Source organism: Cnuella takakiae (assembly GCF_001953305.1).
GTDB lineage: Bacteria > Bacteroidota > Bacteroidia > Chitinophagales > Chitinophagaceae > Flavisolibacter > Flavisolibacter takakiae.
Genome location: NZ_MTFE01000010.1, coordinates 2,719,256 through 2,740,050 on the forward strand (window position 1 = coordinate 2,719,256; position 20,795 = coordinate 2,740,050).

At 50.1% G+C, this 20,795-nt stretch carries 15 protein-coding genes and 1 tRNA gene; 9 read left to right on the forward strand and 7 right to left on the reverse strand.

Annotation, left to right across the window (positions count from 1 at the left end):
- The first annotated feature begins 4 nt into the window (after positions 1–4).
- From BUE76_RS11925 to BUE76_RS11960, 8 genes are all read left to right on the forward strand, one after another.
- Positions 5–2,017: a hypothetical protein gene (locus BUE76_RS11925; protein ID WP_143157199.1), complete on the forward strand. Its 2,013-nt coding sequence runs from the start codon at positions 5–7 to the stop codon at positions 2,015–2,017.
- 26 nt (positions 2,018–2,043) lie between these two features.
- Positions 2,044–2,532, forward strand: coding sequence for a hypothetical protein (locus tag BUE76_RS11930; RefSeq protein WP_073040124.1), 489 nt, complete (start codon positions 2,044–2,046; stop codon positions 2,530–2,532).
- 13 nt (positions 2,533–2,545) lie between these two features.
- The gene (locus BUE76_RS11935; protein ID WP_143157198.1) at positions 2,546–3,196 is read left to right on the forward strand and encodes a hypothetical protein; all 651 of its coding nucleotides are present in this window, start codon (positions 2,546–2,548) and stop codon (positions 3,194–3,196) included.
- 3 nt (positions 3,197–3,199) lie between these two features.
- Complete coding sequence (locus tag BUE76_RS11940) at positions 3,200–6,046, forward strand: right-handed parallel beta-helix repeat-containing protein (protein WP_073040120.1); 2,847 nt, start codon at positions 3,200–3,202, stop codon at positions 6,044–6,046.
- Positions 6,043–6,738 carry a PAS domain-containing protein gene (locus BUE76_RS11945; protein WP_073040118.1) on the forward strand — a complete coding sequence of 232 codons (696 nt, stop codon included), beginning with the start codon at positions 6,043–6,045 and terminating at the stop codon, positions 6,736–6,738. The genes BUE76_RS11940 and BUE76_RS11945 overlap by 4 nt, the downstream gene beginning before the upstream one ends.
- Before the next feature lie 10 nt (positions 6,739–6,748).
- Positions 6,749–7,114 (forward strand): hypothetical protein, encoded by a 366-nt coding sequence (locus tag BUE76_RS11950; protein ID WP_073040116.1) that lies wholly within the window; start codon positions 6,749–6,751, stop codon positions 7,112–7,114.
- 136 nt (positions 7,115–7,250) lie between these two features.
- A complete protein-coding gene (locus tag BUE76_RS11955; RefSeq protein WP_143157197.1) occupies positions 7,251–7,856 on the forward strand; it encodes a hypothetical protein in 606 nt (201 codons plus the stop codon).
- Positions 7,857–7,912: 56 nt separating this feature from the next.
- Positions 7,913–8,518 (forward strand): glycoside hydrolase family 19 protein, encoded by a 606-nt coding sequence (locus BUE76_RS11960; RefSeq protein WP_073040112.1) that lies wholly within the window; start codon positions 7,913–7,915, stop codon positions 8,516–8,518.
- A 900-nt stretch (positions 8,519–9,418) separates the two neighbouring features.
- Here BUE76_RS11960 and BUE76_RS11965 read toward each other — a convergent pair.
- Both BUE76_RS11965 and BUE76_RS11970 read right to left on the reverse strand, forming a co-directional pair.
- Entirely contained in the window at positions 9,419–10,690 is a 1,272-nt protein-coding gene (locus tag BUE76_RS11965) for a tyrosine-type recombinase/integrase (protein WP_073040110.1), read from the reverse strand.
- A 108-nt stretch (positions 10,691–10,798) separates the two neighbouring features.
- Positions 10,799–10,874 (reverse strand) — tRNA-His (locus BUE76_RS11970).
- A 316-nt stretch (positions 10,875–11,190) separates the two neighbouring features.
- Here BUE76_RS11970 and BUE76_RS11975 point away from each other — a divergent pair.
- Positions 11,191–13,344, forward strand: a complete 2,154-nt coding sequence (locus tag BUE76_RS11975) for a carboxy terminal-processing peptidase (RefSeq protein ID WP_073040355.1) — start codon at positions 11,191–11,193, stop codon at positions 13,342–13,344.
- Positions 13,345–13,499: 155 nt separating this feature from the next.
- On the opposite strand, the gene BUE76_RS11980 is transcribed toward BUE76_RS11975, so the two are convergent.
- From BUE76_RS11980 to BUE76_RS12000, 5 genes are all read right to left on the reverse strand, one after another.
- Positions 13,500–14,339 carry an SdiA-regulated/phytase-like domain-containing protein gene (locus BUE76_RS11980; RefSeq protein WP_143157196.1) on the reverse strand — a complete coding sequence of 280 codons (840 nt, stop codon included), beginning with the start codon at positions 14,337–14,339 and terminating at the stop codon, positions 13,500–13,502.
- A gap of 18 nt (positions 14,340–14,357) precedes the next feature.
- Complete coding sequence (locus tag BUE76_RS11985) at positions 14,358–14,882, reverse strand: DinB family protein (RefSeq protein WP_073040106.1); 525 nt, start codon at positions 14,880–14,882, stop codon at positions 14,358–14,360.
- A 169-nt stretch (positions 14,883–15,051) separates the two neighbouring features.
- Positions 15,052–16,728: a S8 family peptidase gene (locus tag BUE76_RS11990; RefSeq protein ID WP_083596352.1), complete on the reverse strand. Its 1,677-nt coding sequence runs from the start codon at positions 16,726–16,728 to the stop codon at positions 15,052–15,054.
- A gap of 162 nt (positions 16,729–16,890) precedes the next feature.
- On the reverse strand, positions 16,891–18,417 hold the full coding sequence (gene amaB, locus BUE76_RS11995; protein ID WP_073040104.1) for an L-piperidine-6-carboxylate dehydrogenase: 1,527 nt from the start codon (positions 18,415–18,417) through the stop codon (positions 16,891–16,893).
- Between the two features lie 302 nt (positions 18,418–18,719).
- On the reverse strand, positions 18,720–20,633 hold the full coding sequence (locus BUE76_RS12000) for a TonB-dependent receptor plug domain-containing protein (protein ID WP_073040350.1): 1,914 nt from the start codon (positions 20,631–20,633) through the stop codon (positions 18,720–18,722).
- Positions 20,634–20,795: the final 162 nt, after the last annotated feature.

A 20,795-nucleotide genomic window follows, 5' to 3' on the forward strand; every position in this document is an offset into this window, starting at 1 on the left:
CTACATGAAACGACTGAAAATACTATTGCTGTTTTTGCTGGCTTACGCTGGCGCATATGCACAGAAGGCGCAGCGCATACCTACCTGGTATGAGTACGATTACAACCAGTTTTCCAAAGGCCTAGCCATCCCTTCCGGCAGTTGGCAGATACCTGTTGAATATCAAAACCGTGTACACCTCAAGGGCTCAGCATCGGATAGCACCCTTGAAGTATGGGTGCCAACACTTGGCAGGTGGGCGAAGGTTGGGGGAGGGTTCAACAAAAGCGATACATCTACAGCGCTCGGTGTTCCTTTTGTTGCTCCTGGTCAGTGGGTACAGCAGCAGATTGCAGCACTGCCTTCACAGCAGGAGCCATATTATGTGAATGGAGAGCTTGCCGGTATAGATTTCAAAGATGCCAATGGGAATGTGTATTTCAGGTGGTTATTTGATACCGGAGATGAGCAGGCAGCTGTAGAATATTTGCGCAGGGTAAATGCAGGCTATGGCCTGACCCCTGTTAATGACAGCACACCCAGGGTTGATACTTTTGCCATTGCCACAAGGGGCAGGTTATATAAAACACTGGACAGCTTAAAGGCCACCATACCTCAGGGCAATACGTACACTGCAGGGTTGCCCATTATCCTGAATGGTTCAACTTTCACCGCTGACACCACAGGGGCCACTTCTGGCCTGGCTACCAAGGGACGGTTATACAAGTCCCTGGATAGTTTAAAGGCAACATTGCAACCAAGCTTTACCGCGCAGGCTGCAAAGACATTCTTTCGGGGGCCGTATTCAGGGGCTGCTGCACCACCTTCATGGGGCCTTATTGACAGCACCGACCTGCCGCCTATTCCTTCCCGGTATTTGGTAGGGCCTATTTCGGCTCCTGGTGATGGTAATACGGTTCACATTTCAACGCTGGATGGGGATACAGTTATTAATATGTACAGCGGTGGAATCTTGCGCTACAGGCTGACAAATAATGGCCTTGGCGAATGGTATTTCCGTTCAGGCTCCGAAGTTGGATCCTTCAGATTTGGAACGCCTTCAAACCTGCCCGGTATGCAACTTTTTAACGCATCCGGTACAGGCAGAACACAGGCACGCATGCTTGGCAGTTCCGGAGGATGGGCATTTGGTAGTACTACGGGTAGCGGCATTCCTACCGATCATTTTACGCTGACAACAGCAGGCAAAGCAACCTTTACAAATGATGTGGAAGCAGCAAGCTTCACTTTTACCCCTACAGGATCGGTTGGCACATTGGCTGATGGGCAAATCAAAAAAGGTGCAGATGGTGAATATTATGCAGGTAAAGGAGGGGCAAACCATAAGTTTATCACGGCGGACGCTTCAAACAATGTTTACATAGAAGGCCGCCTAGGAGTGGGTACGAATGCCCCGCAGCAAAAGTTTGCAGTAGCTACAAGCGGTGCCAACACCCTAGAATTTGGCTACTCCGCAACGTATAACATGAACGTAATAGAAAGTATTGACCGGGCTACAAATACAGGTAAAGACTTTGGATTGTATTCCCCAAATGCAACCGCTATACGGTTCCACACCAACACCTTTGAGCGCATGCGGGTGGGAGGTGATGGCAAGGTGGGGATAGGAACCAACAACCCCTTTTCCATGCTGCACGTTGCAGGTAGTGTGCAAATAGAAGATAGCCTGACGGTAAAAACATTGACACCTAACCGGGTTGTGGTATCTAACGGCACCAAAGGGCTTGCAAGTGGCCCGCTCATGGGCTATGCTCAAGCTGCAATCAACACCACCCAAACTATTACGATAACATCCGGGGCATTGGAGCAGATCGTGTTTTTGGGTGGCACCACCACCTCGGTTGCATTCCCTGCCCCACAGGATCAGTTGAAGCTAAGGGTTCGCAACACAACATCTTCCCCCATTTCAATCACTTCCAATCAACCCCTTAACGATGCTGTCACCATGACTAGCATCCCGGCTAATACGTTCTATGAGTTCGTAAAAGACGGTTCATCCTGGCGCAGACTCGATTAGAAACACAACTTATTTAAATACGAACCATGAAATACCTGATCACTCTTTTGCTCCTTTCAGTTTGCCACCTATTTGCAAACTCCCAATCTGACACTTTAGCGGTACCGGAACATGACTACAGCAAAGACACCATGCACATCACTGGACTGAAGCTGTGGGAGTACGGCTATGTGTCCGACCTTATAAAGTCTACTGATCCGCAACAGCAGGCATATGAGCGGAGGGTTGCAACTAAGTGGGACGGGGTAGACTCCAACCAAGTGATTAAAGTGGCCACTACCTACGGGCAATTCATCGCCACCTATGCTTTTCTGCTATCAAAGCCTGATGGCATTGTTGCTGACTTCAATGCAACGCTACTGCAGGAGGTGTTCCCCGATGCAATGCGACACCCTTGGATCATGGAGCAGATCATGCTGCTCAGGGCAAAGTATGCAGCCTACCGCCAGCAGATCAAAGAAGCGGGCATCAAGCGCCTGCAGGAAATCAAGCAATCAACCTTACTGGACGAGTAAAACACTTAAGCACATGAAAAAGCTATTGCCTATACTGTTGCTCATGTCTTTGCCATTCCTGGCAGATGCTCAGTCAGGAACACTACCTTCCGAGCCTACAACTTTTCCCATCCCTGTAGGGCGTGGTGGTGCTGGCCTCTCACAGGCAGACAAAACCACCATCGACAGCTTCCGGCTGATCAGGGCAAGTATTGTACTTGCTGAAGCTGGCTTTGGACTGCTTTCCGATGCTGAAAGACAGATGATCCTGTCTGCTTACAACAGGCCAGTGCCTAATTTGGATAGCTTTCGTAGGAAAACTGACCTGATAAAGGCTGAAGAAATACCAGGCAAAGTGGCCATAAGCCAGCAATCCCTTTCGCGAACGCCTACCGGTGCAGTAAACTATCACCTGATGTACACCGCTGACACCATCACAGTGCTGGATGTACGGGAAGTGCTGCAAGGCACCACACCTTCAGTAACCTATAGGATTGAATACGGTGTAAATAGGGGTGTTGCAGACGGTACCATTGTGGCCAGTCATGCTGCCACCAGCACAAGCGGTGCAGCTGCTACACTCACCGCATCCACTACCATTCTGCCGGGCCGCTTCATCTGGGTGGTGATAACCGCAATCAGCGGAACCCTCACTGATTTTGGTGTAACGATTACTTACAATTAACTGATGCGCCTCCTTACTACCATCCTTCTTCTTTTTGGCCTCCACAGCCAGGCTGCAACTTATTATGTGAGCTACTGGGGCAGTGCAACAAACAGCGGTACCAGCCCTACATCGCCATGGACATTAAGTAAGGTTTCTTCCGAGATTGCAAAAACCTCAGGCAACATCTTTGGCGCAAGTGACAGTGTACTATTCCGCCGAGGAGAGCCGGCATTGTATGGAAGTCTTTCAATTGGCAGGTCCGGTGGCAGCCTGTCTGCACCGCTATACTTTGGTACCTACGGATGGGGAAGCCAGCCGGTAATTAGTGGCTTTCGGAAGGTGGAAAGCTGGGAGGAGATCAGCCCCAATATCTGGCGCAGTACTCTTGCGGTGAGTGGCTTGAATACTGCCCACATGGTTACTGTACGGGGTGAAAACACGCCTATGGGCAGGTACCCGAATGCAGATGCCGCTCGTTATGGATGGCTTTTCATAGACGCGCATCCAGCCGGCAGCAAAACAACTCTGTATGATACTGCCCTTTCTGCCTCACCCAATTGGACAGGTGCAAGGCTTGTTTCAAAAGGGCAGCGGTGGTCAAGTGACACAGGCACCATTACCAGCCATACGCATGATGGATTCAGGTCAACGATTGTAACCAGCGGCCAGGAGTACGAAATGCGCAACAACTGGGGCTATTATATTCTGAATCACCCTGCCACCCTTGATCAGCAGTGGGAATGGTGGTACAATGGAGCCTTTGACAAAAAGCTATGGATGTACAGCACCTACAACCCGGTAGGTGACTCGGTGAAGATCGCAACGGTTGATAATGCTTTGTCCATTGCCGGCCGCTCTTACCTGAAGTTCGAGGACCTGGTGTTTGAAGGGCCCAATTTGGATGGTATCTCCTTTTCAGGAACCTCCACTTTCAACACCTTTGACAGCGTTACTGTTCGCTACTGCGGTTCCAAGGGTGTTGACGCCATGCAACAGGCGAACGTTTCTGATATCACCTTCATTGACTTCACTGCTATCGATTGCCAGAACTTCGGCATAGACGCAAACAGCACGGGTAGCAGGTGGACCCTGATCCGGCCCCTAACAAAGCGCATAGGTTTGTTTTTCGGCATGCAAGGGCAAGAGCAGGGAGGTAGCATGATGACCGGCATACGCTTACGTGGCGGCGTTGGCGGCCATTATATAGGAGGTGCCCGCGTGGACTCCGTTGGGTGGGCAGGTATAAGATTCAACTCACGTAACTGCCTTTTTGAAAACAACTTCATCACCAACTTTGCCATGCGCAATGATGATGTTGCGGGCCTGTACACGTTTGATTCTACCAGCAAGGAAGGGACAATTGTCAGGTACAATTTTGTTGATGGCGCAGGTGTATACCCAAGCTTTCAAGGAACCGAGTTTACTGCAAGCCGTGCTGCTTATGGTGGATACACTGATGATGGAAGCGGCGGCAGGCCGGGAAACCCCCTGAGGTTTTACGGTAATGTATTTACCAACTGCAGCCGGGGTGGCTTTTACCTGCACAATAATCACAACATTGAATTTACGGGCAACTTCCTGGTAGGGAACGGCAGTTCGCAGTTGAAACTGGAGAACGATGCCAACGTTATAAATACCGCAGCTGCACTGGCCTTCAAGTTGGACGATTCCACCAACAACCTGGTGATAAAAGGCAACCTCTTTGTTTCCTACAGTGAAACTGATCTCATTGCATACTTCCGCACTCTTTGGGACGATACGGCTGTGATCAGGAAGTTGGATGAGCCAAGGGGAACGGACCGTTTTTTCAACTCCGGAAACAATATTGATTCAAACTGGTACATACGGCCTACATCACTGGATGCCGAACTGATCAACGTTATATGGAACTGGCGGAAGGTGGGCAACCCAGCAGCAAGCGAAAAAGCCAGGGACTACAGCCTGTCACAATGGAGCACACTGTTCGGCCATGATAAAAACAGCCGCGGAGCTGTACTGAAATTTGCAGCTGGAACACCCATCGCAAGCGCCTTCCGCTTTATCTATAATCCAAATGGGAAGGATAGCAACATTGTGCTTCCGCGGAGCTACATGCGGCATAATGGCGAAGTGATCAGTGCCGGCCCGATGAAGTTGGGTGCTTATGAGTCTATGGCGCTCTTCGTATATGATCCGCCGCCGAACGTGCGGCCGCCGGCTGGCTATGCCGGTGTGATCCCTCTAAAACACCGTAGCACCACAGGCAATGCCCGGAAAAAAAGCCTTGCATCAGGTCCGGTGCTGCTAAAGCTCCGACCCGTCATTCCGGAAAATGGCGTATTGTACTCCGAGGAGTTTGATAATCCGGTATGGAGCAAAACAAACGTTCCCATTACTGCCAATGCAAGCACAGCGCCTGATGGCACCACAACCGCTGACAGGGCCACAACACTCATCAACACCAGCAGCAAGCATATTGTCCAGGGTACTGCAACAGTAGCGGGCAATAACTACACCTATGCGGTTTATGTAAAAGATGTGAACCGCAGGTACGTGCAGCTCTTCCTGGGCAACAGCGGTTTCGGCAGCCAGGCCTTTGCCAACTTCGACCTGCAAACAAGCACAATCACTGCCTTTGGCTCATCCCTGATCGATAAAGGAATTGAGGATGCGGGAAGTGGCTGGAAGCGCATTTGGATCACGGCGCCCGCTACCACTACCCAGGTGAGTGGTGTAAACAACACCATAGGTCTTATACCCAGTGGAACACATCCAAGGGCGGGCGGGTACACTACAGATGCGGCATACAGCGTCGATCTGTGGGGCGCCCAGTATAATAAAGGGTACAAGCAGGATTATGTTCTAACTACTTCAACGACTGTGCAATGATATATAAGCAGCTAACCATTGCACAACTGTCAGCGGCTTTAGGTTGGTCAATCATCTTTTTGTATGGCCTGGTGAAGTGCGTAAAGGACTTCAAAGAGGTTAAGGAGTCCATCCTGTACTGCTTCACCTATATAAAAACCGTATGGCTGTGGACGGTTAAGAAAATGATGTGGCGCAAGCAGTTTTCCGAGCTTCTGGTGGGCCAAAAAATCCTACTTGAAAAGATCAGCATTGAACAAGAAAGCATAAAAAAGGAGCTGGCCTACAATGGCGGCAGCTCCACGAAGGATGCCGTGCGCAGGATTGAAAACACCCTGGCCCTTGTGCAGGATGTGCTGACAGAGAATAAGGCCCTAAGGAAGGCGCAGGAGCTATGCAGCGCACAGATGGTGTTCAGGATGGATGAGCAGGGGGCGTGCATATTTATCTCCGATGCATTCCTGAAGTTCTTTGCCTGCCAGTTGAGCGAGGTGCGGGAGTTTGGCTATGAGAACCTGGTGCATGAAGAGGACCTGTTGGAGATGCGTTCCAAATGGAACAAGGCAATCAGCACAAAGACGGCATTCAAGGATGAGCAAAGGATAAGGCATGGCAACTCGGGCAAGTACTATACGGCTTTCGTGCAGGCACACCCCGTGATCATCGCCGACCAGCTTAAGTACTTCTACGGAACCATTGAAATCGTAAACTAAACAACGCAATATGACAACCATCCTTTTCCTCAAGTGTGTACTGGCTGGTGTGCTAGGCATCGCCTTTCACATCGCAGTGATCAAGCTGCCGGCACTCAAGCAGCGCAGCGAGGCTGCAAACAAGCCATTCAGTGCCCTCGATTACTTCAAAGATGATTGGGTGACCATTCTGGGATCGGTGCTCACTGTGGCCATCTTCCTGTTGATCCTGGACGAAGTGGTGCACTTCAACCCGATCATCATGGATTACGTGAAGTTCTTCTTTGCCTTCGTGGGCTTTGTAGGCTCATCCATCCTGCAAAAGGCATTCAGCAAAACGGAAAAGAAGATCCTGCAGGTGATCGATGTGAAGACTGATATCGCCGATGGCAAGTAAGGGTACCGGGCGATTGTACCTATACATAGCCCGGCACCTTTCATTTCACCCCTTAAAGTAAAATATGCAACTACATAAAATACCAGCAAAGACCTGGCTACTATTGACAGTACTTGCCTGTGCTGCCTTCGTTGTTATGTCCTTTGCCAGCTGCACCACCCCGCGAGGTGCAGAAAGGTACTATAACAAGCATCCGGATAAGCTGATGGCCCATGCGGCCAGGCTGGCGCCCAACATTGACAGTGTTGGTACTCCATATATCGAGCAGCACACCCCTGCAAACAATATCGACTACACCGGGCAGATCGACAGCCTGGAACAGGAAGCGCAAAAGGCAAAGGACCTTGTGGATAGTTTACTTGGTGCCGTGAATACCCAGAACCCGGTACCATCGATCGATCAGGGCAAAGCAAAGCTGCAGAAGCAGGTAGGTAGCCTGCTTGCTCAGGTTCAGCAGTTAAAGGCCCAATACAAACCGTGTGAGCCCGACACCGCAAAGATTATCCAACCCATTTACCGGGAGTTGGGTTACAAGCTGGCAGACCTACGGTACCAGTTGGGAGCGGAAGTAAAAAGGAGGGAAGGGGTGCAGTTAGAACTGCAGACGGCCGTTGTAAAAGGAGATAAGTGGAAGGCTCAGCGCGACCAGCTGCTCTGGATCCTGATTATGATCGCCGGCGGTGTGGTCATCTGGGGCTTTATCAAGCTGCGCCCCAAAATCCCGATCCTAGGGAGACTCTAAACTTATAAGTTAACTATGATCCCGACATCCATGTCGGTAACAACAAAGCAGGTATTATGAACCTTAGCCAATTCACCAGCCTTGTGCAGATACCCAACGAGCAGGAGTGGGGCACCCATTTTCTACCGGCACTGGCAAAGTATGAAATCAACACGCCTCTGCGTCAGTCTTACTTCTTTGCCCAGATCCTGCACGAAAGCATGGGCCTGACCCAGGTGGAGGAGAATCTGAACTACAGTGCAAAGCGCCTGGTGGAGGTCTTTCCTAAGTACTTCGCCAATATCGGTGTAGCCCACCGGTACGCACACCAGCCCGAGAAGATCGCCAACCGGGTGTATGCAAACAGGATGAAGAACGGCAACGAGTGGAGCGGTGATGGTTACAAGTTCCGCGGCCGTGGCCCCTTGCAGATCACCGGTAAAAGCAACTACACCGCAGTAAGCAAAACGCTGCTTGGTGATGACAGTTTTGTCGATGATCCGGATTTGCTGCTGCTGCCGAAGTGGGGCGCCATGGCTGCCTGTTGGTGGTGGGACAATGCAGGTTGCAACCAGCTGGCAGATGACAGGCTTTTCAAAGCAGTAACAAGGCGCGTGAATGGTGCGTTGAATGGTTACAGTGACCGCCTCAAGTGGCTGGCCAGGATCAGAGCGCTTGCTTAATATAGCTTTTCTCCTTAGTTATTTTTGTATTATGCCCTGGCATTCTTGTTTGGGCTTTCCTATTTGGGCAGGGTTATTGTTCCTTAGAAAGAAACTTCTTAGTTTCATACTTTGGACGCCCCTGCTTTCTAGTAGGGGCTCTTTTTTTGGCAAAAAACTTGTTCAAAATAAAATAGAAACATTTTGTGTAATCCACGTTTTTCTATCGCCCTGGCAGTCTTGCCGGGGCTTTTGTTTGGCAAGGTGATTGATAAAACCCTAACGATTGATCTAATACATTCTTTATGGCGTTGCCCCTGTTTTCCAGCAGGGGCTTTTTTACGTTTTCTAAGATTGATACCTTTGTCCAAGAGTTCATTAGGAGCTCGTTTCGTTTAAGGCTCCTGTGTCTACAGGAGCCTTTTTTAGTCAGTAAGCTTGTATTCTAGCTTTATAGTTGGGGTAGATAATTTTCGAATTTTGCCCTTGCATTCCAGTAGATGCTTTTTTATCTTACTATTATCTTCTGCTTTCTAGTAATACGCGGCCCAGGCATTCTTGCCAGGGCTTTTCTTTTGGCAAAAAGATTGTAATTCCTTTTCCATCACAATCGCATAAACAATAGTACACGCCCTGGCTTTCTAGCCGGGGTTTTTTAGCTAAACTATTGTGAGGGACTTAATACACCTTATTACATTTTTTTACAGATTGCCCTTGTTTCCGCAAGGGCATTTATATTTGACTTGGTAAGTAAATTTATGAATAAGGGTGAAGCCCCTGCTTTTCAGCGGGGCATTTTCTTTTCATACAGTACCTTGCACTCGTGCACCAGTACCATTACTAGGGGAGAGGGTGTACAAATAAAGGAGGGCACCCCACGTGCATGGGTGCCCTTCAGTTTTCAGGGAGGGTGTAATATGGTTAGAAGGCGTTGTTTGCCCGCTTCAGCCGTTCGTGCTCCCGCTGTTTTCTTGAGTGGTCATATATCGAAACAACCATTGCAGTTGATGTATGGCCAGCTTGCTGGGCAGCTGCTTCATCGCCAAGGCTGTCTACCAGTTCGGAAGTGTTGCCATGTTTCAGCGTGTAGAAATCTGAGGTAATACCCAGCGGTGATTTAACCCACCGGCGCCAACGCTTATCAATCTGGTCTTCACGGATCATGGCCGGGCCAGGTACTAACCTACGGCTGAATACATAGTCATCAGGGAGGGCCTCTTTGATCTGTTCCCGCCACAGCGGCACAGCGATGTTCTTGATGGTTCGCTCCTGGTACTTGTACAGACCTCCTTTTTTAACCAGCACCCGGTAGGTCTGGTTGATGAGGTCCACATCCTTCACCTTCATAGCCAGCAACTCCGTACGGCGGCCGGAGGAGTGGAAGAAGATTTCCACGAACCTGCCAAAAACAGGGTTTTCCTCCGCCAAATGTGTCTTGATCCGTTTGCGCTCTTCTTTTGTCAATACCTGACGCACCTCTTTTGCCACCTTCCTTTCTTCCACATCTTCGCCAGTGATTGGATTGTGTTTAATGGCGCCATACTTTTTGAGCACTTTGAACGCCAGCTGCAGATTAGCCCGGTACCGGTTGTACTTCGCATCTGAAAAGGGGCCGGGCTTGGCCTTGTTGACATATGTCTTTTCACCCAGTCGGTTGATCACCTTCCATTCTTTTTGCATGCCGTCCAGAAGGGCTACAATGTGATGCGACTCAACCTCCTGTATTTCCATGATGTCCATGCGAAAGTGGCGGAGGGCAGGTAATACGTAGTTTAAGACGCAACGCAGATCTCTTCTGGTGCTGTCAGCGCCTTGCATCTTTTCCATCGCCATAAGCAGGGCTGTATCAAATGGCGTATCGCGGGGGATGGTTATAACCAGGGCAGGGGTAGCAACTTCCTTTTTTACTGGGTGGTAACTCTCCCGTGTCAGCATGTGCACAGTGTCTTCAATCAGGAACTGTGTTGCAGCCTGGCGCTGTTTCAGGTCCGTGTATTTGTTCATGGACTGGATGGTAACCTGTTTGGGTTTCACTTTACCAGTCTTTGGATCAGTAATCTTTGGATCGTAGAACCGGTAATGGATGCGCCAGGCTTTGCGGATGCTTGCCTTTGCTGTTTTCCAGTTGTCAGGTGTGACAGAGGGGTAACTGCACCAGCAGCCGCCAGAGAGGAAGAGTTTTTTGGGTTGCATTTGTGAGCGCTTTATTGTGATGAATTTTGTGATGAAATTCAAAAGCGCTACAGGGATAGAACAGAAGAAAAAAACCGGAAACCCGCTACTGTATTGGGTTTCCGGCTAGGGTGAATGACGGGGTTCGAACCCGCGACCTTCGGAACCACAATCCGACGCTCTAACCAGCTGAGCTACAATCACCGTTTTGTGGAGTGCAAATGTAGGTGTATTTGTGAATTTGCCAAAAATCGCAAAATATTTTTTTACAAAAGCCTGCTGTTGAAGCGTGTACGAGCCCTTAAATACTGTTTGGCATTATTATCCATTCTTTAGTACAGGCAGGTTCATTATTTGCATCAGGTATTAGAATCCATCCTTCCGGAAACTTGTTGTTTAAACCTTATTTGCATTTTCCGCTCATCAAAAACGTTTGTTAAACGGGAATGCCCATTCTGCAATCGCTATTTTTTGCCCTAAATTTGAGACATATGCCCCAGGCAATCAAATACCTAACAAACATGAAGAGATTACCCTTAGTGCTGCTGATGCTGGCCGCTGGCATTTTCCTGGCCTTTCGTTCCCTGGGCACCACCGGCAAAACCGATCCGCCCTCCAAATACGAACGCATCCTGCAAAGCATTGGAGAGATGCTGGCACAGGGTCACTACCAGCCCAAAGCCATCGACGACAAATTCTCCAAGCAGGTGTTTCAGAAATATTTTGAAGAACTGGACCCCGAAAAGAATATCCTGATGCAGGAAGATGTGGAATCCCTGCGTCGTTTTGATTCTAAACTGGATGATGAGATCAAGGGCGCTCCTGTAAGTTTCTTTCTTGAGGTTTCAAAAGTTTTCAACAAGCGTATCGGCGAAGCCGAACAAATCACCAAGGACCTGCTGGCAAAACCTTTCGACTTTACCAAGGAGGAAAGTATTGTCACTGATACCAAGAAACTCAACTTCCCCAGCAACCAGGCCCAACGCATTGACTCCTGGCGCAAACGCCTGAAGTATATGACGCTGGAACGCTTTGTTGAGCTTCAGGACCTGCGCGAGAAGGCGAAAGACAGCACCGCAAAGAAAACAGACGCCCAACTGGAAAAAGAAGCCCGCGATAAAGTGGTAAGGGCTATGAACCGCACTTTTGAGCGCTACCGTTACAAGTTCAACGACGATGATAAGTTTGCTGTTTATGTAAACACCGTTACGCAGTTGATGGACCCTTATACAGAGTTCTTCCCGCCTGCCGACAAGCGTTATTTTGATGAGCAGCTGAGTGGTGAATTTTACGGTATTGGCGCTTCGCTGCAGTACGATGACGGCAACATCAAAATCGCCAGCCTGATTACCGGCAGTCCCGCCTGGAAATCGCAAAAAATTGAAGTGGGCGATGTGGTTATGAAAGTAGCCCAGGGTGAAGGTACCCCTGCAGAACTCACCGGCTTTGCAGTTGAGGATGCAGTAAAACTGATTCGTGGCAAGCAGGGTTCGGAAGTAAGGCTCACCCTTAAGAAAAAAGACGGCACACAGGAAACAATTGCCCTGGTTCGGGAGAAGATCGTACAGGACGAAGTATTTGCACGCAGTGCTGTAATTGATAATGGTCCCGGTGGCAAGATCGGCTACATATTCTTACCTGAATTTTACGCCAACTTCAACGACCCCAATGGCAGCCGCAGTGCAGTGGATGTAGCCAAAGAGGTAATGAAATTGAAAACAGCCAAGGTAGATGGTATTGTAATCGACCTGCGGAATAATGGCGGCGGTTCGCTCTACGACGTGGTACAGATGGCAGGCCTGTTCATCGACGAAGGTCCCATTGTGCAGGTTAAAGACCGCGAAGGCAAACCTACCGTTATGCGCGATAAGGATGGTGCGGTGTTGTATGATGGCCCGCTGGCGGTGATGGTAAATGAATTCAGTGCTTCGGCCTCGGAGATCTTTGCTGCCGCTATTCAGGACTATGGTCGCGGTGTGGTGATTGGCAGTACCAGCACCTATGGCAAAGGCACGGTGCAGCGCAGCATTGGTTTGGATCCTGAAAACTTCATGAACCAGAACTCCGAACTGGGCAGTGTGAAACTTACCCTCCAGAAGTTCTATCGTGTAAATGGTGGTTCTACCCAGCTGAAAGGTGTCGTGCCCGATGTGGTGCTTCCCGACCAGTACGAGTACCTGCGTTTCCGCGAGAAAGACAATACCAATGCCCTTGCTTGGGATGAAATTACCAAGGCAAACTATCGTACCTGGAATGGCGATTATGACCTGAGTACCATCAAAAACCTAAGCAACGCACGGGTAAATACTTTGCCTGCCTTCCAAACCATTAAGCAAACAACGGAGTGGATGAGCAAGCAAAATGATAAGGAATACCCCCTCAACATTGAAAAGTACCGCTCGGAACAAAAGGTGCTGAAGGCTAAAGTGCAACAGCTGGATAGCCTGCTGAAACTGCCCCAGGCCAGTGCATTGAATATCTCTTACCTCGCACAGGATAAAGAGCGTTTCACTGCCGATAAAGACCGCTCGGAGCGCTATGCACAGTGGCTGAAAAACCTGAGCCGCGATATTTATCTGGACCAGGCTGTAAAAGTGGTAGGCGATATCCGCAACCAGCAGGCCATGGCCCGCAGCGGTCAGCCCAAAAAGGAGAAAGAAGCAAAAGCTTTCTAAGGTTTTTGAATGAATAAATAAAAAGCCACCTCTTGGGGTGGCTTTTTTTATGAACTATGATAATGCCTGAATGAGTAAGACGAAATAGCAATGGATAGGGTAGAATTAGCTAGTATAGCCTTTATACTGGTTTTGAGGTGTCCTGCCTGCAGCGGCTATTTCAGTTGATAATAGTAAAGGAAAACATCGTTGCCAATCAATTTTTCACTCAAGGTAAAATAGCCTTTGCCATCCTGCCGGAAGCATATGGCCTCACCCTGGGGTTCCTGTTCGTAGGGCAGTTCTGTTGGCGAGGTCTTGAGTGCAGCGGCAATACTTTCGCCTGTTGCACGCGAATAGCGGTAAATTTTATTATAGGTTTTTACAATTACGCTTTTCCCATCCGGAGCAAGACATGCACTCACCACGCCGTTGTAAGGCAATATGCCTGCTTCGGCCGCAATATTTTGCTGGCTGAGGCTATAGTTTGCTGCCAGGCGAAAAATTTTGCTTTGGCTGTCCCTTTTGGTAATGAGGAAAATATCACCGGAATCAGGGTCGACCAGGAAAGCCTCGGCATCATGTGCCTGGTCGGCATAGCGGAAGCGGATGGCTGCAACCTGGGGTACCGTGCTGGCGCCTGCTTCAGGTTCGGGAAAACGGTACAAGGTATAATTGTTATGCGCGGCATCGTTGTCGCCAATTTCTCCGATAAACAACTGGTTGCCGGCCAACACCAGGTCTTCCCAGTCGCGGTTGGTTGCGCTTGCAATGGGTATTTTTTCCTTTACTTTTCCATCATGACCCAGCACAATGAGTTGGGCTGGATTTCCACCGTCTTCAATTACCCAAAGGTTGCCCGGGCGGCTTTTGCTATCGGCAATGCCTGAAGCTTCCTGTATCAGGGGCACAACAGTATGCTGCTCGGGTTTGGTTGCTTTTGCCGGGTCAGATTTCTTCTGGCACTGGGAAGCTGCCAGCGGTAACATCAATAAAGAAAAAAGAAAAGGTTTCACTGCTTTGTTTTTGGGGTATCAAACCGTTTCGGGTTGGAGGTAGCGTTCTTTAAGTATCTGCAGGTGGTGCAATGCATGACCAGCAATGGTAAACCCGATGCCGGCAACATAAACCAGGTTGCCATTGGCTACTCCCGAAGTCTCCAACTGCTGTTGGGTAAAGCTGTCAAAAAGGAATCGGGTGCTGCGGTGCACAGCGGCAAATTCATCCAGCAGGCTTTGCTTGCTGCGGTAGTCGGCACTGGCATTTTGTGCGTATTCGTTTTCATCAAAACCAGGCAGGCTTTGTTTTTCGCCCCGTGCAAAGCAAAGGGCACGGTAGGCAAAGATTCTTTCCGTATCGGTAATATGCTGTACCACTTCCTTGATGCTCCATTTGCCCGGCGCATAACGGTAATTCCAGCGACTTTCAGGAATAGCTTCCAGCAAGGAAGACAATTCAATGGCATAGTGTTGTAGCGCTGCCTCCAGGCTATACTGCGCTACCTGTTGCAGGTATTTGTGGTAAAATGGCGGGACCCGGTCAAAATCGATATAGGCCATACAGGAAATTTGGTTCAAAATAAAGAACCCCGGCCAAAGCCGGGGCTAAATATTGACAGAAATAAGGAATGGGTTATGAGGAATAAATTGTGAGACGGAGCCAATTAACGGGTTACGAAAGCGTAACTGCTCTTAATTACTCATCATTCATCATTCCTTACTCATCATCTTAGAAAGCCTTTTTACCATTAGCTGTATTGCCGGGAACGCTAACTTTTCCGCTGCTCACCTGGTCGGCCAGGCGTACTGCTTCGTAAGCGTTTATCACGCCTCCTGTTACACTCAACTCGCTGAGCGGAGCAGCTTGCTGCGTTTCGGGGTTTTTACCTTCAATGGCAGGCTTGGTCACACTGTTTTCCAGCACATACTTGATCTGCTGAGGCGTAAGCGATGGATAATATGATTTTACCAGTGCAGCTACACCGGCTACAACGGGCGATGCCATGGATGTGCCCTGGAGATTGCCGTATTTGTTGCCGCCAGGCAGGGTAGCGTAAATGGCTACACCGGGAGCAAAAAGGTCTACTTCTTTTTTACCAAAATTGGAGAAATAAGCTACCAGGCCGCCACCTTTGGGGTCGCCGCTGGCGCCAACAGTGATCCAGTTGGGAGCATAGCTGCTATCGAGTAACATGCTGCTGGGATAATTGAATTCCTTATCCAGGTTTTCGCCATCATTACCTGCAGCATGTACCAGCAGTACACCCTTGGATGCGGCATATTTCACGGCATCATCCACCCAATTTTTTTCGGGTGAGTAACCTTTACCAAAGCTCATGTTGATCACCTTGGCGCCATTGTCCACCGCGTAACGGATGGCCAGTGCCACATCTTTGTCATGTTCGTCACCATCGGGCACGGCGCGCACCATCATGATCTTCACGTTGTCGGCAACACCGTCCATACCTTTACCATTGTTGCGTACCGCGCCAATGATACCGGATACGTGGGTGCCATGCCTTGAGTCGGAAGCCATCACATCGGCATTACCATAATAGCGGTCGTTGATGTCTTCGTAGTTGTCTTTTACAATTTCGGCGCGGTAAGCTTTCGGCGCCTTGGTGCCTGCCTCGGCTTTTGCTTCTTCCTTATCAATCTCCGCTTTGAACTCTTCCAGCAACTCCTTATTGGACATTTCCATCAGGTTGTTGGCCGTAAAGAAGTAGAGGAATGCCTGGCGCGAACGGCGCAGTTCTTCCGAATCGGGTTTGTATTCATCCAGTTCCTTACCGGTGTAGGTAGCTTTGCCGATGCCTTTCTGCAGCAGGGAATCGCCCTTGCTCACCATTTGGAAGGTGCGGCGGAGCATCATCATCTGCATGGCATCGGTAGGCTCGCCGCCTGCCACCTGCTCCTTGGCTCTTTTCCAGCTGGCATAGTGAAAACGGTCAATGCTGCTCAGCGAAGCGGAATCGGTGAGCTTTTCAAAACGGTCTTTGTACTTGTGGTAAACGCGGGAAGCCTCATCGGAGTCCTTGCCCACATTGCGGCCGTCTTTGCCTCCCAGGAAGTTCCAGCCATAAATGTCATCTACATAGCCGTTGCCATCATCGTCTTTACCGTTACCGGGAATTTCTTTGGCATTGCGCCACAGCACGGGGCGAAGGTCTTCGTGAGCAGTATCAATACCCGAGTCGATAACGGCTACAATAACAGGGGTACTTTTCTTATTCTTTAAAAAATCATAAGCCTTGTCAACGCTGATGCCATAGAGGCCATCGGTCTGCAAGTCGCGGGTGTGCCAGCCTTTGGGAACGCTTTCCCGGGTAGCGGTTTGTGCACCTGCCGAAAGGGTGGTACCAGCCAGAAGGGCAGCAACCGCAAGGTGTTTCATTGTATGATTCATGTAAACTTGTTTAAGCCTTTTAAGGGCGAATGGTAAAAATAAACCCGGTGGCTCATAGAATTATGTGAAAAGGATAAACGGTCGGCGGGTTAGGTCAGTTTTTAACGGTTTTTAGCGTTGGGCAACACCCAACAGGTCTCCAAGACCTGTTGGGTGTTGCCTTTACAAGTCAAATTTAATACCCTGGGCCAGTGGCAACTGGTTGCTGTAGTTGATGGTGTTGGTTTGCCTGCGCATATACACCCGCCATGCATCCGAACCACTTTCGCGGCCACCGCCGGTTTCTTTTTCTCCGCCAAAAGCGCCGCCGATTTCCGCACCCGACGTGCCGATGTTGACATTGGCGATGCCGCAATCAGAACCTGCATGGGACAAAAATTGTTCGGCTTCCCGCAAATTAAGCGTCATGATTGCAGATGACAGCCCCTGCGGCACACCGTTCTGGATGGCGATGGCTTCCTCGAAGGTGTGATACCGCATCAAATAAAGAATCGGTGCAAAAGTTTCGTGCTGCACCATGCTGTGGTGGGGTTCGGCTTCGGCAATACAGGGCTTGACATAACAGCCGCTTTCGTATCCGGCACCTTCCAGCACCCCGCCTTCAACGATAAAATGGCCGCCTTCCTTTTTCGACTGCTCAATGGCAGCCAGGTAGTGGGAAACCGCATCGGTATCAATCAAGGGGCCTACATGGTTGGCTGCATCCAGGGGATTGCCAATGCGCAGTTGCCCATAAGCTGCTACCAGCTTTTCTTTAAACGTATCGTAAATGCTGTTGTGAATAATGAGGCGGCGGGTAGTGGTACAGCGCTGCCCAGCCGTACCCACAGCACCGAACATACAGGCAGTGATGGCTATTTTGAGGTCGGCATCAGGGGTGATGATGATGGCATTGTTGCCACCCAACTCCAGCAGGGAGCGGCCCAGGCGGGCGCCAACAGCAGCACCGACGGCTTTACCCATGCGGGTACTGCCCGTAGCCGAAACCAGCGGGATGCGGTTGTCTGCCGAAATGCGTTCGCCCAGGTCCCGCTCGCCAATTACAAGGGTGGATACCCCTTCGGGGACCCCATTGCGGGCAAACACTTCCGAAACAATATTCTGGCAGGCAAGGGCACAAAGCGGAGTTTTTTCCGATGGCTTCCATATACATACATCACCACAAACCCAGGCAAGGGCAGCGTTCCAGCTCCATACCGCTACCGGAAAGTTGAAGGCCGAAATAATGCCTACGATGCCCAGCGGGTGCCACTGTTCGTACATGCGGTGGCCGGGGCGCTCGCTGTGCATGGTGAGGCCATGCAACTGTCGGCTGAGGCCAAGTGCAAAGTCGCAGATATCGATCATTTCCTGTACTTCGCCCAAACCTTCCTGCAGGCTTTTGCCCATCTCATAGGACACCAGTTTGCCCAAGGCTTCTTTCTTTTCACGAAGGGCATCGCCCAACTGCCGCACTACCTCGCCGCGTTTGGGTGAGGGCCACATCCGCCATTCCAGGAACCCCTGTTGCGTCGTGGTGATGGCTTTTTCATAAGCGGCCTCATCGGTAGTAATTACCGTGGCCAGTTGTTTATTGTCTACCGGTGAAAAAGAAGCAATGGTATGTCCACTGCTTTCCACCCAATTGGTGCCTGTTGCTGTTCCGTGGTTTTGGCTCCTGATGCCAAGCTGGTTGAGAATATCCTCCATTGCAAGCTATTTGTGGTTACAAGATTAAGGGAAAGTGACAAGATTAAGACGGCATAGCATGGTGGCGGAAGATGAGGTTAAGGTTTAGGCAAAGAGGAGGGAACTGCTTTATATTTTTTCAATAAAAGAGAATTGACCGGAATGCGTGTGTTTAAGTTTATAATCCTTACAATATGCAACCATTCCATTGCAGACAGGCGCAATCAACCCATGCCGTCCGCAAATACTAAAACGGATAGCATCCCACGAAAAAGGGTTTGGCCCTTTCGAACCAAACCCTAAATTCTTAGAACCTTCAATTTCTACTTGCTCCAGTTCACTTTCACTCCACCCATCACCCAGGTGCCGGGCATTACCGATCCCAGCAGGTCGCTGTAGCGGGTGTTGAGGATATTGTCGGCCTGAACAAAAAGGCGTACCTGCTGGCGGTAAACGGCCGCTTCCGCCACCAAATTCAGCACGAAGTATTCTTTAGTGACTTCGGCATTGATGGCCGCAGCCTTACGTGGTGCGCGGTTTTTATAGATGCCGTTGGCGGCAACTGCAAAGCCTTTATAGGCATACCGGACATTGAAGTTGGTCATGAATTTGGCGTGGGAGCGCACATAAAACATGTCGCGGGTTTCATCTGTTTGCGAGTCCAGCCACACCAGGCCGGCCATCAACAACAGGTTTTGTGCAGGGGCAAGGGCTTTTTGAAACACCAGGTCTGTTTCAAAACCGCGGGTGGTTACTTCCGAAACATTCCTTGCCAGGGCGTAAGTACCTGTGGGTACAATGTTGGTTTTGCGGGGCATATCGCTGTAAGGCGTGGTCACAAAATCAATCAGGTCGTTGTGGTTGCGCTGAAAATAGGTTGCCGCTACCCGCAGGTTGTTCGATGCATAAAGGTCGGCACCCAGTTCGTAGCTAAACGACCGCTCGGCCTTCAGGTCGGGGTTGCCGATGGAACCACGGGTAACAAGGGCTTTGTTGTAGTTGTTGTACCGCTCGGTGAAATCAGCATGGCGGATGGTTTTGCCTGCAGCGCCACGCAGTTGCACCATTCCTTTACGATAGGAGAGCGCCATTTGGGGCACCAGCTCTGTGCCGGCACGTTCGTCCCAATCTACCCTGATGGCCGGGTTAAACCGAAAGCCCTCGCCAATGGACTGGTTCAGTACCAGGAAGCCGGCAGCCTGTTTAACCGTATGGTTGCCGCGGTCGTTGGAAGCAATCTTACGGTTTTGAAACTGGCCGCCACCGGTGAGGTAGGAGTTTTCGCCAATGCGGTGTTCGTAGGCGGCAATGGCCTGGAACAGTTTTGATTTATTGTTGTTGGGAATGGAAACCGGGTTGAAATAATATTCATCTTCCACCGACTTGTACCCGATATTGGCACTGAGCTTCCCGCGGTTTTTCTGGTAGTTCACAGAAGCCTGGTTCCAAAAAGTGCTCACCGTCTCCGACGCAGTATCGGAAGCAAAAGTGGTATAGAAATTCTGCGCGGCAAAGTCGCGGTGGTCGAAGGAAGAGCGGATGCCTACCTGCAGGTTGTCGTTGATATGCTGGGCAGCAGAAACCGAAACAGTATTGTTGTGGAAATAACCGCGGGTGCCGCGCTGCAGCTGCCCGTTGCTGTTGTTGGAGATCATGCCGGCGCCAAAGCTGGTTTTGCCATTGCTGTAAAAGCCACCTGCCTGGCCGTTTACCAGGCCATATTCGCCCACGCCAATCTGCCCGCTGATCTGGCGGCGTTCGCCACGGGAAGCAAACGTTTTGGTGATGATGTGGATCACCCCGCCCACTGCATCCGAGCCATAGATGGCGGAAGAAGCACCTTTTAATACTTCAATGCGCTCAATTTCAGATGGCGCAATAGGTATATAGGACGAGAAGTGACCGGTGTTGGGGTCGTTGAGGCGAAGACCATCCACCACTACCAGCACCTGCTGAAAGGTGCCGCCGCGCAGTACGATATCACTTTGTGCACCCTGCGGACCGCGGGCCTGTACTTCTACGCCGGGAATATAACGGAGCAGTTCGTCGATGGAGTTGACAGGCAACTGAGCAAACTGTTCGCCTTTGATGATGACCAGGTTCCGGCCTGTACGCGATGATTTAATGGCATTCAACGAGGAGGTAACCGTTACCGGGTCCAGGTCCACCTGCTGGCTTTGGGCCTGCAAGGTGAGTGTACCCAGCAAAGCCAGGCTTACAACCGTGGTTTTTTTCATGATAAGCTTGTTGGTTTTTTTCAAAGTGGGGGCAAAGGTAAAGCGGAACCGCAGATTTGCATGATTAGAAATGATTTGAAAGAATTTGGTGTTGCCAAATGGTTTTGTACCCTTGGTACTTTGCGGAAAAATTTGATGGGATTTTACATGCTGCATTGACGG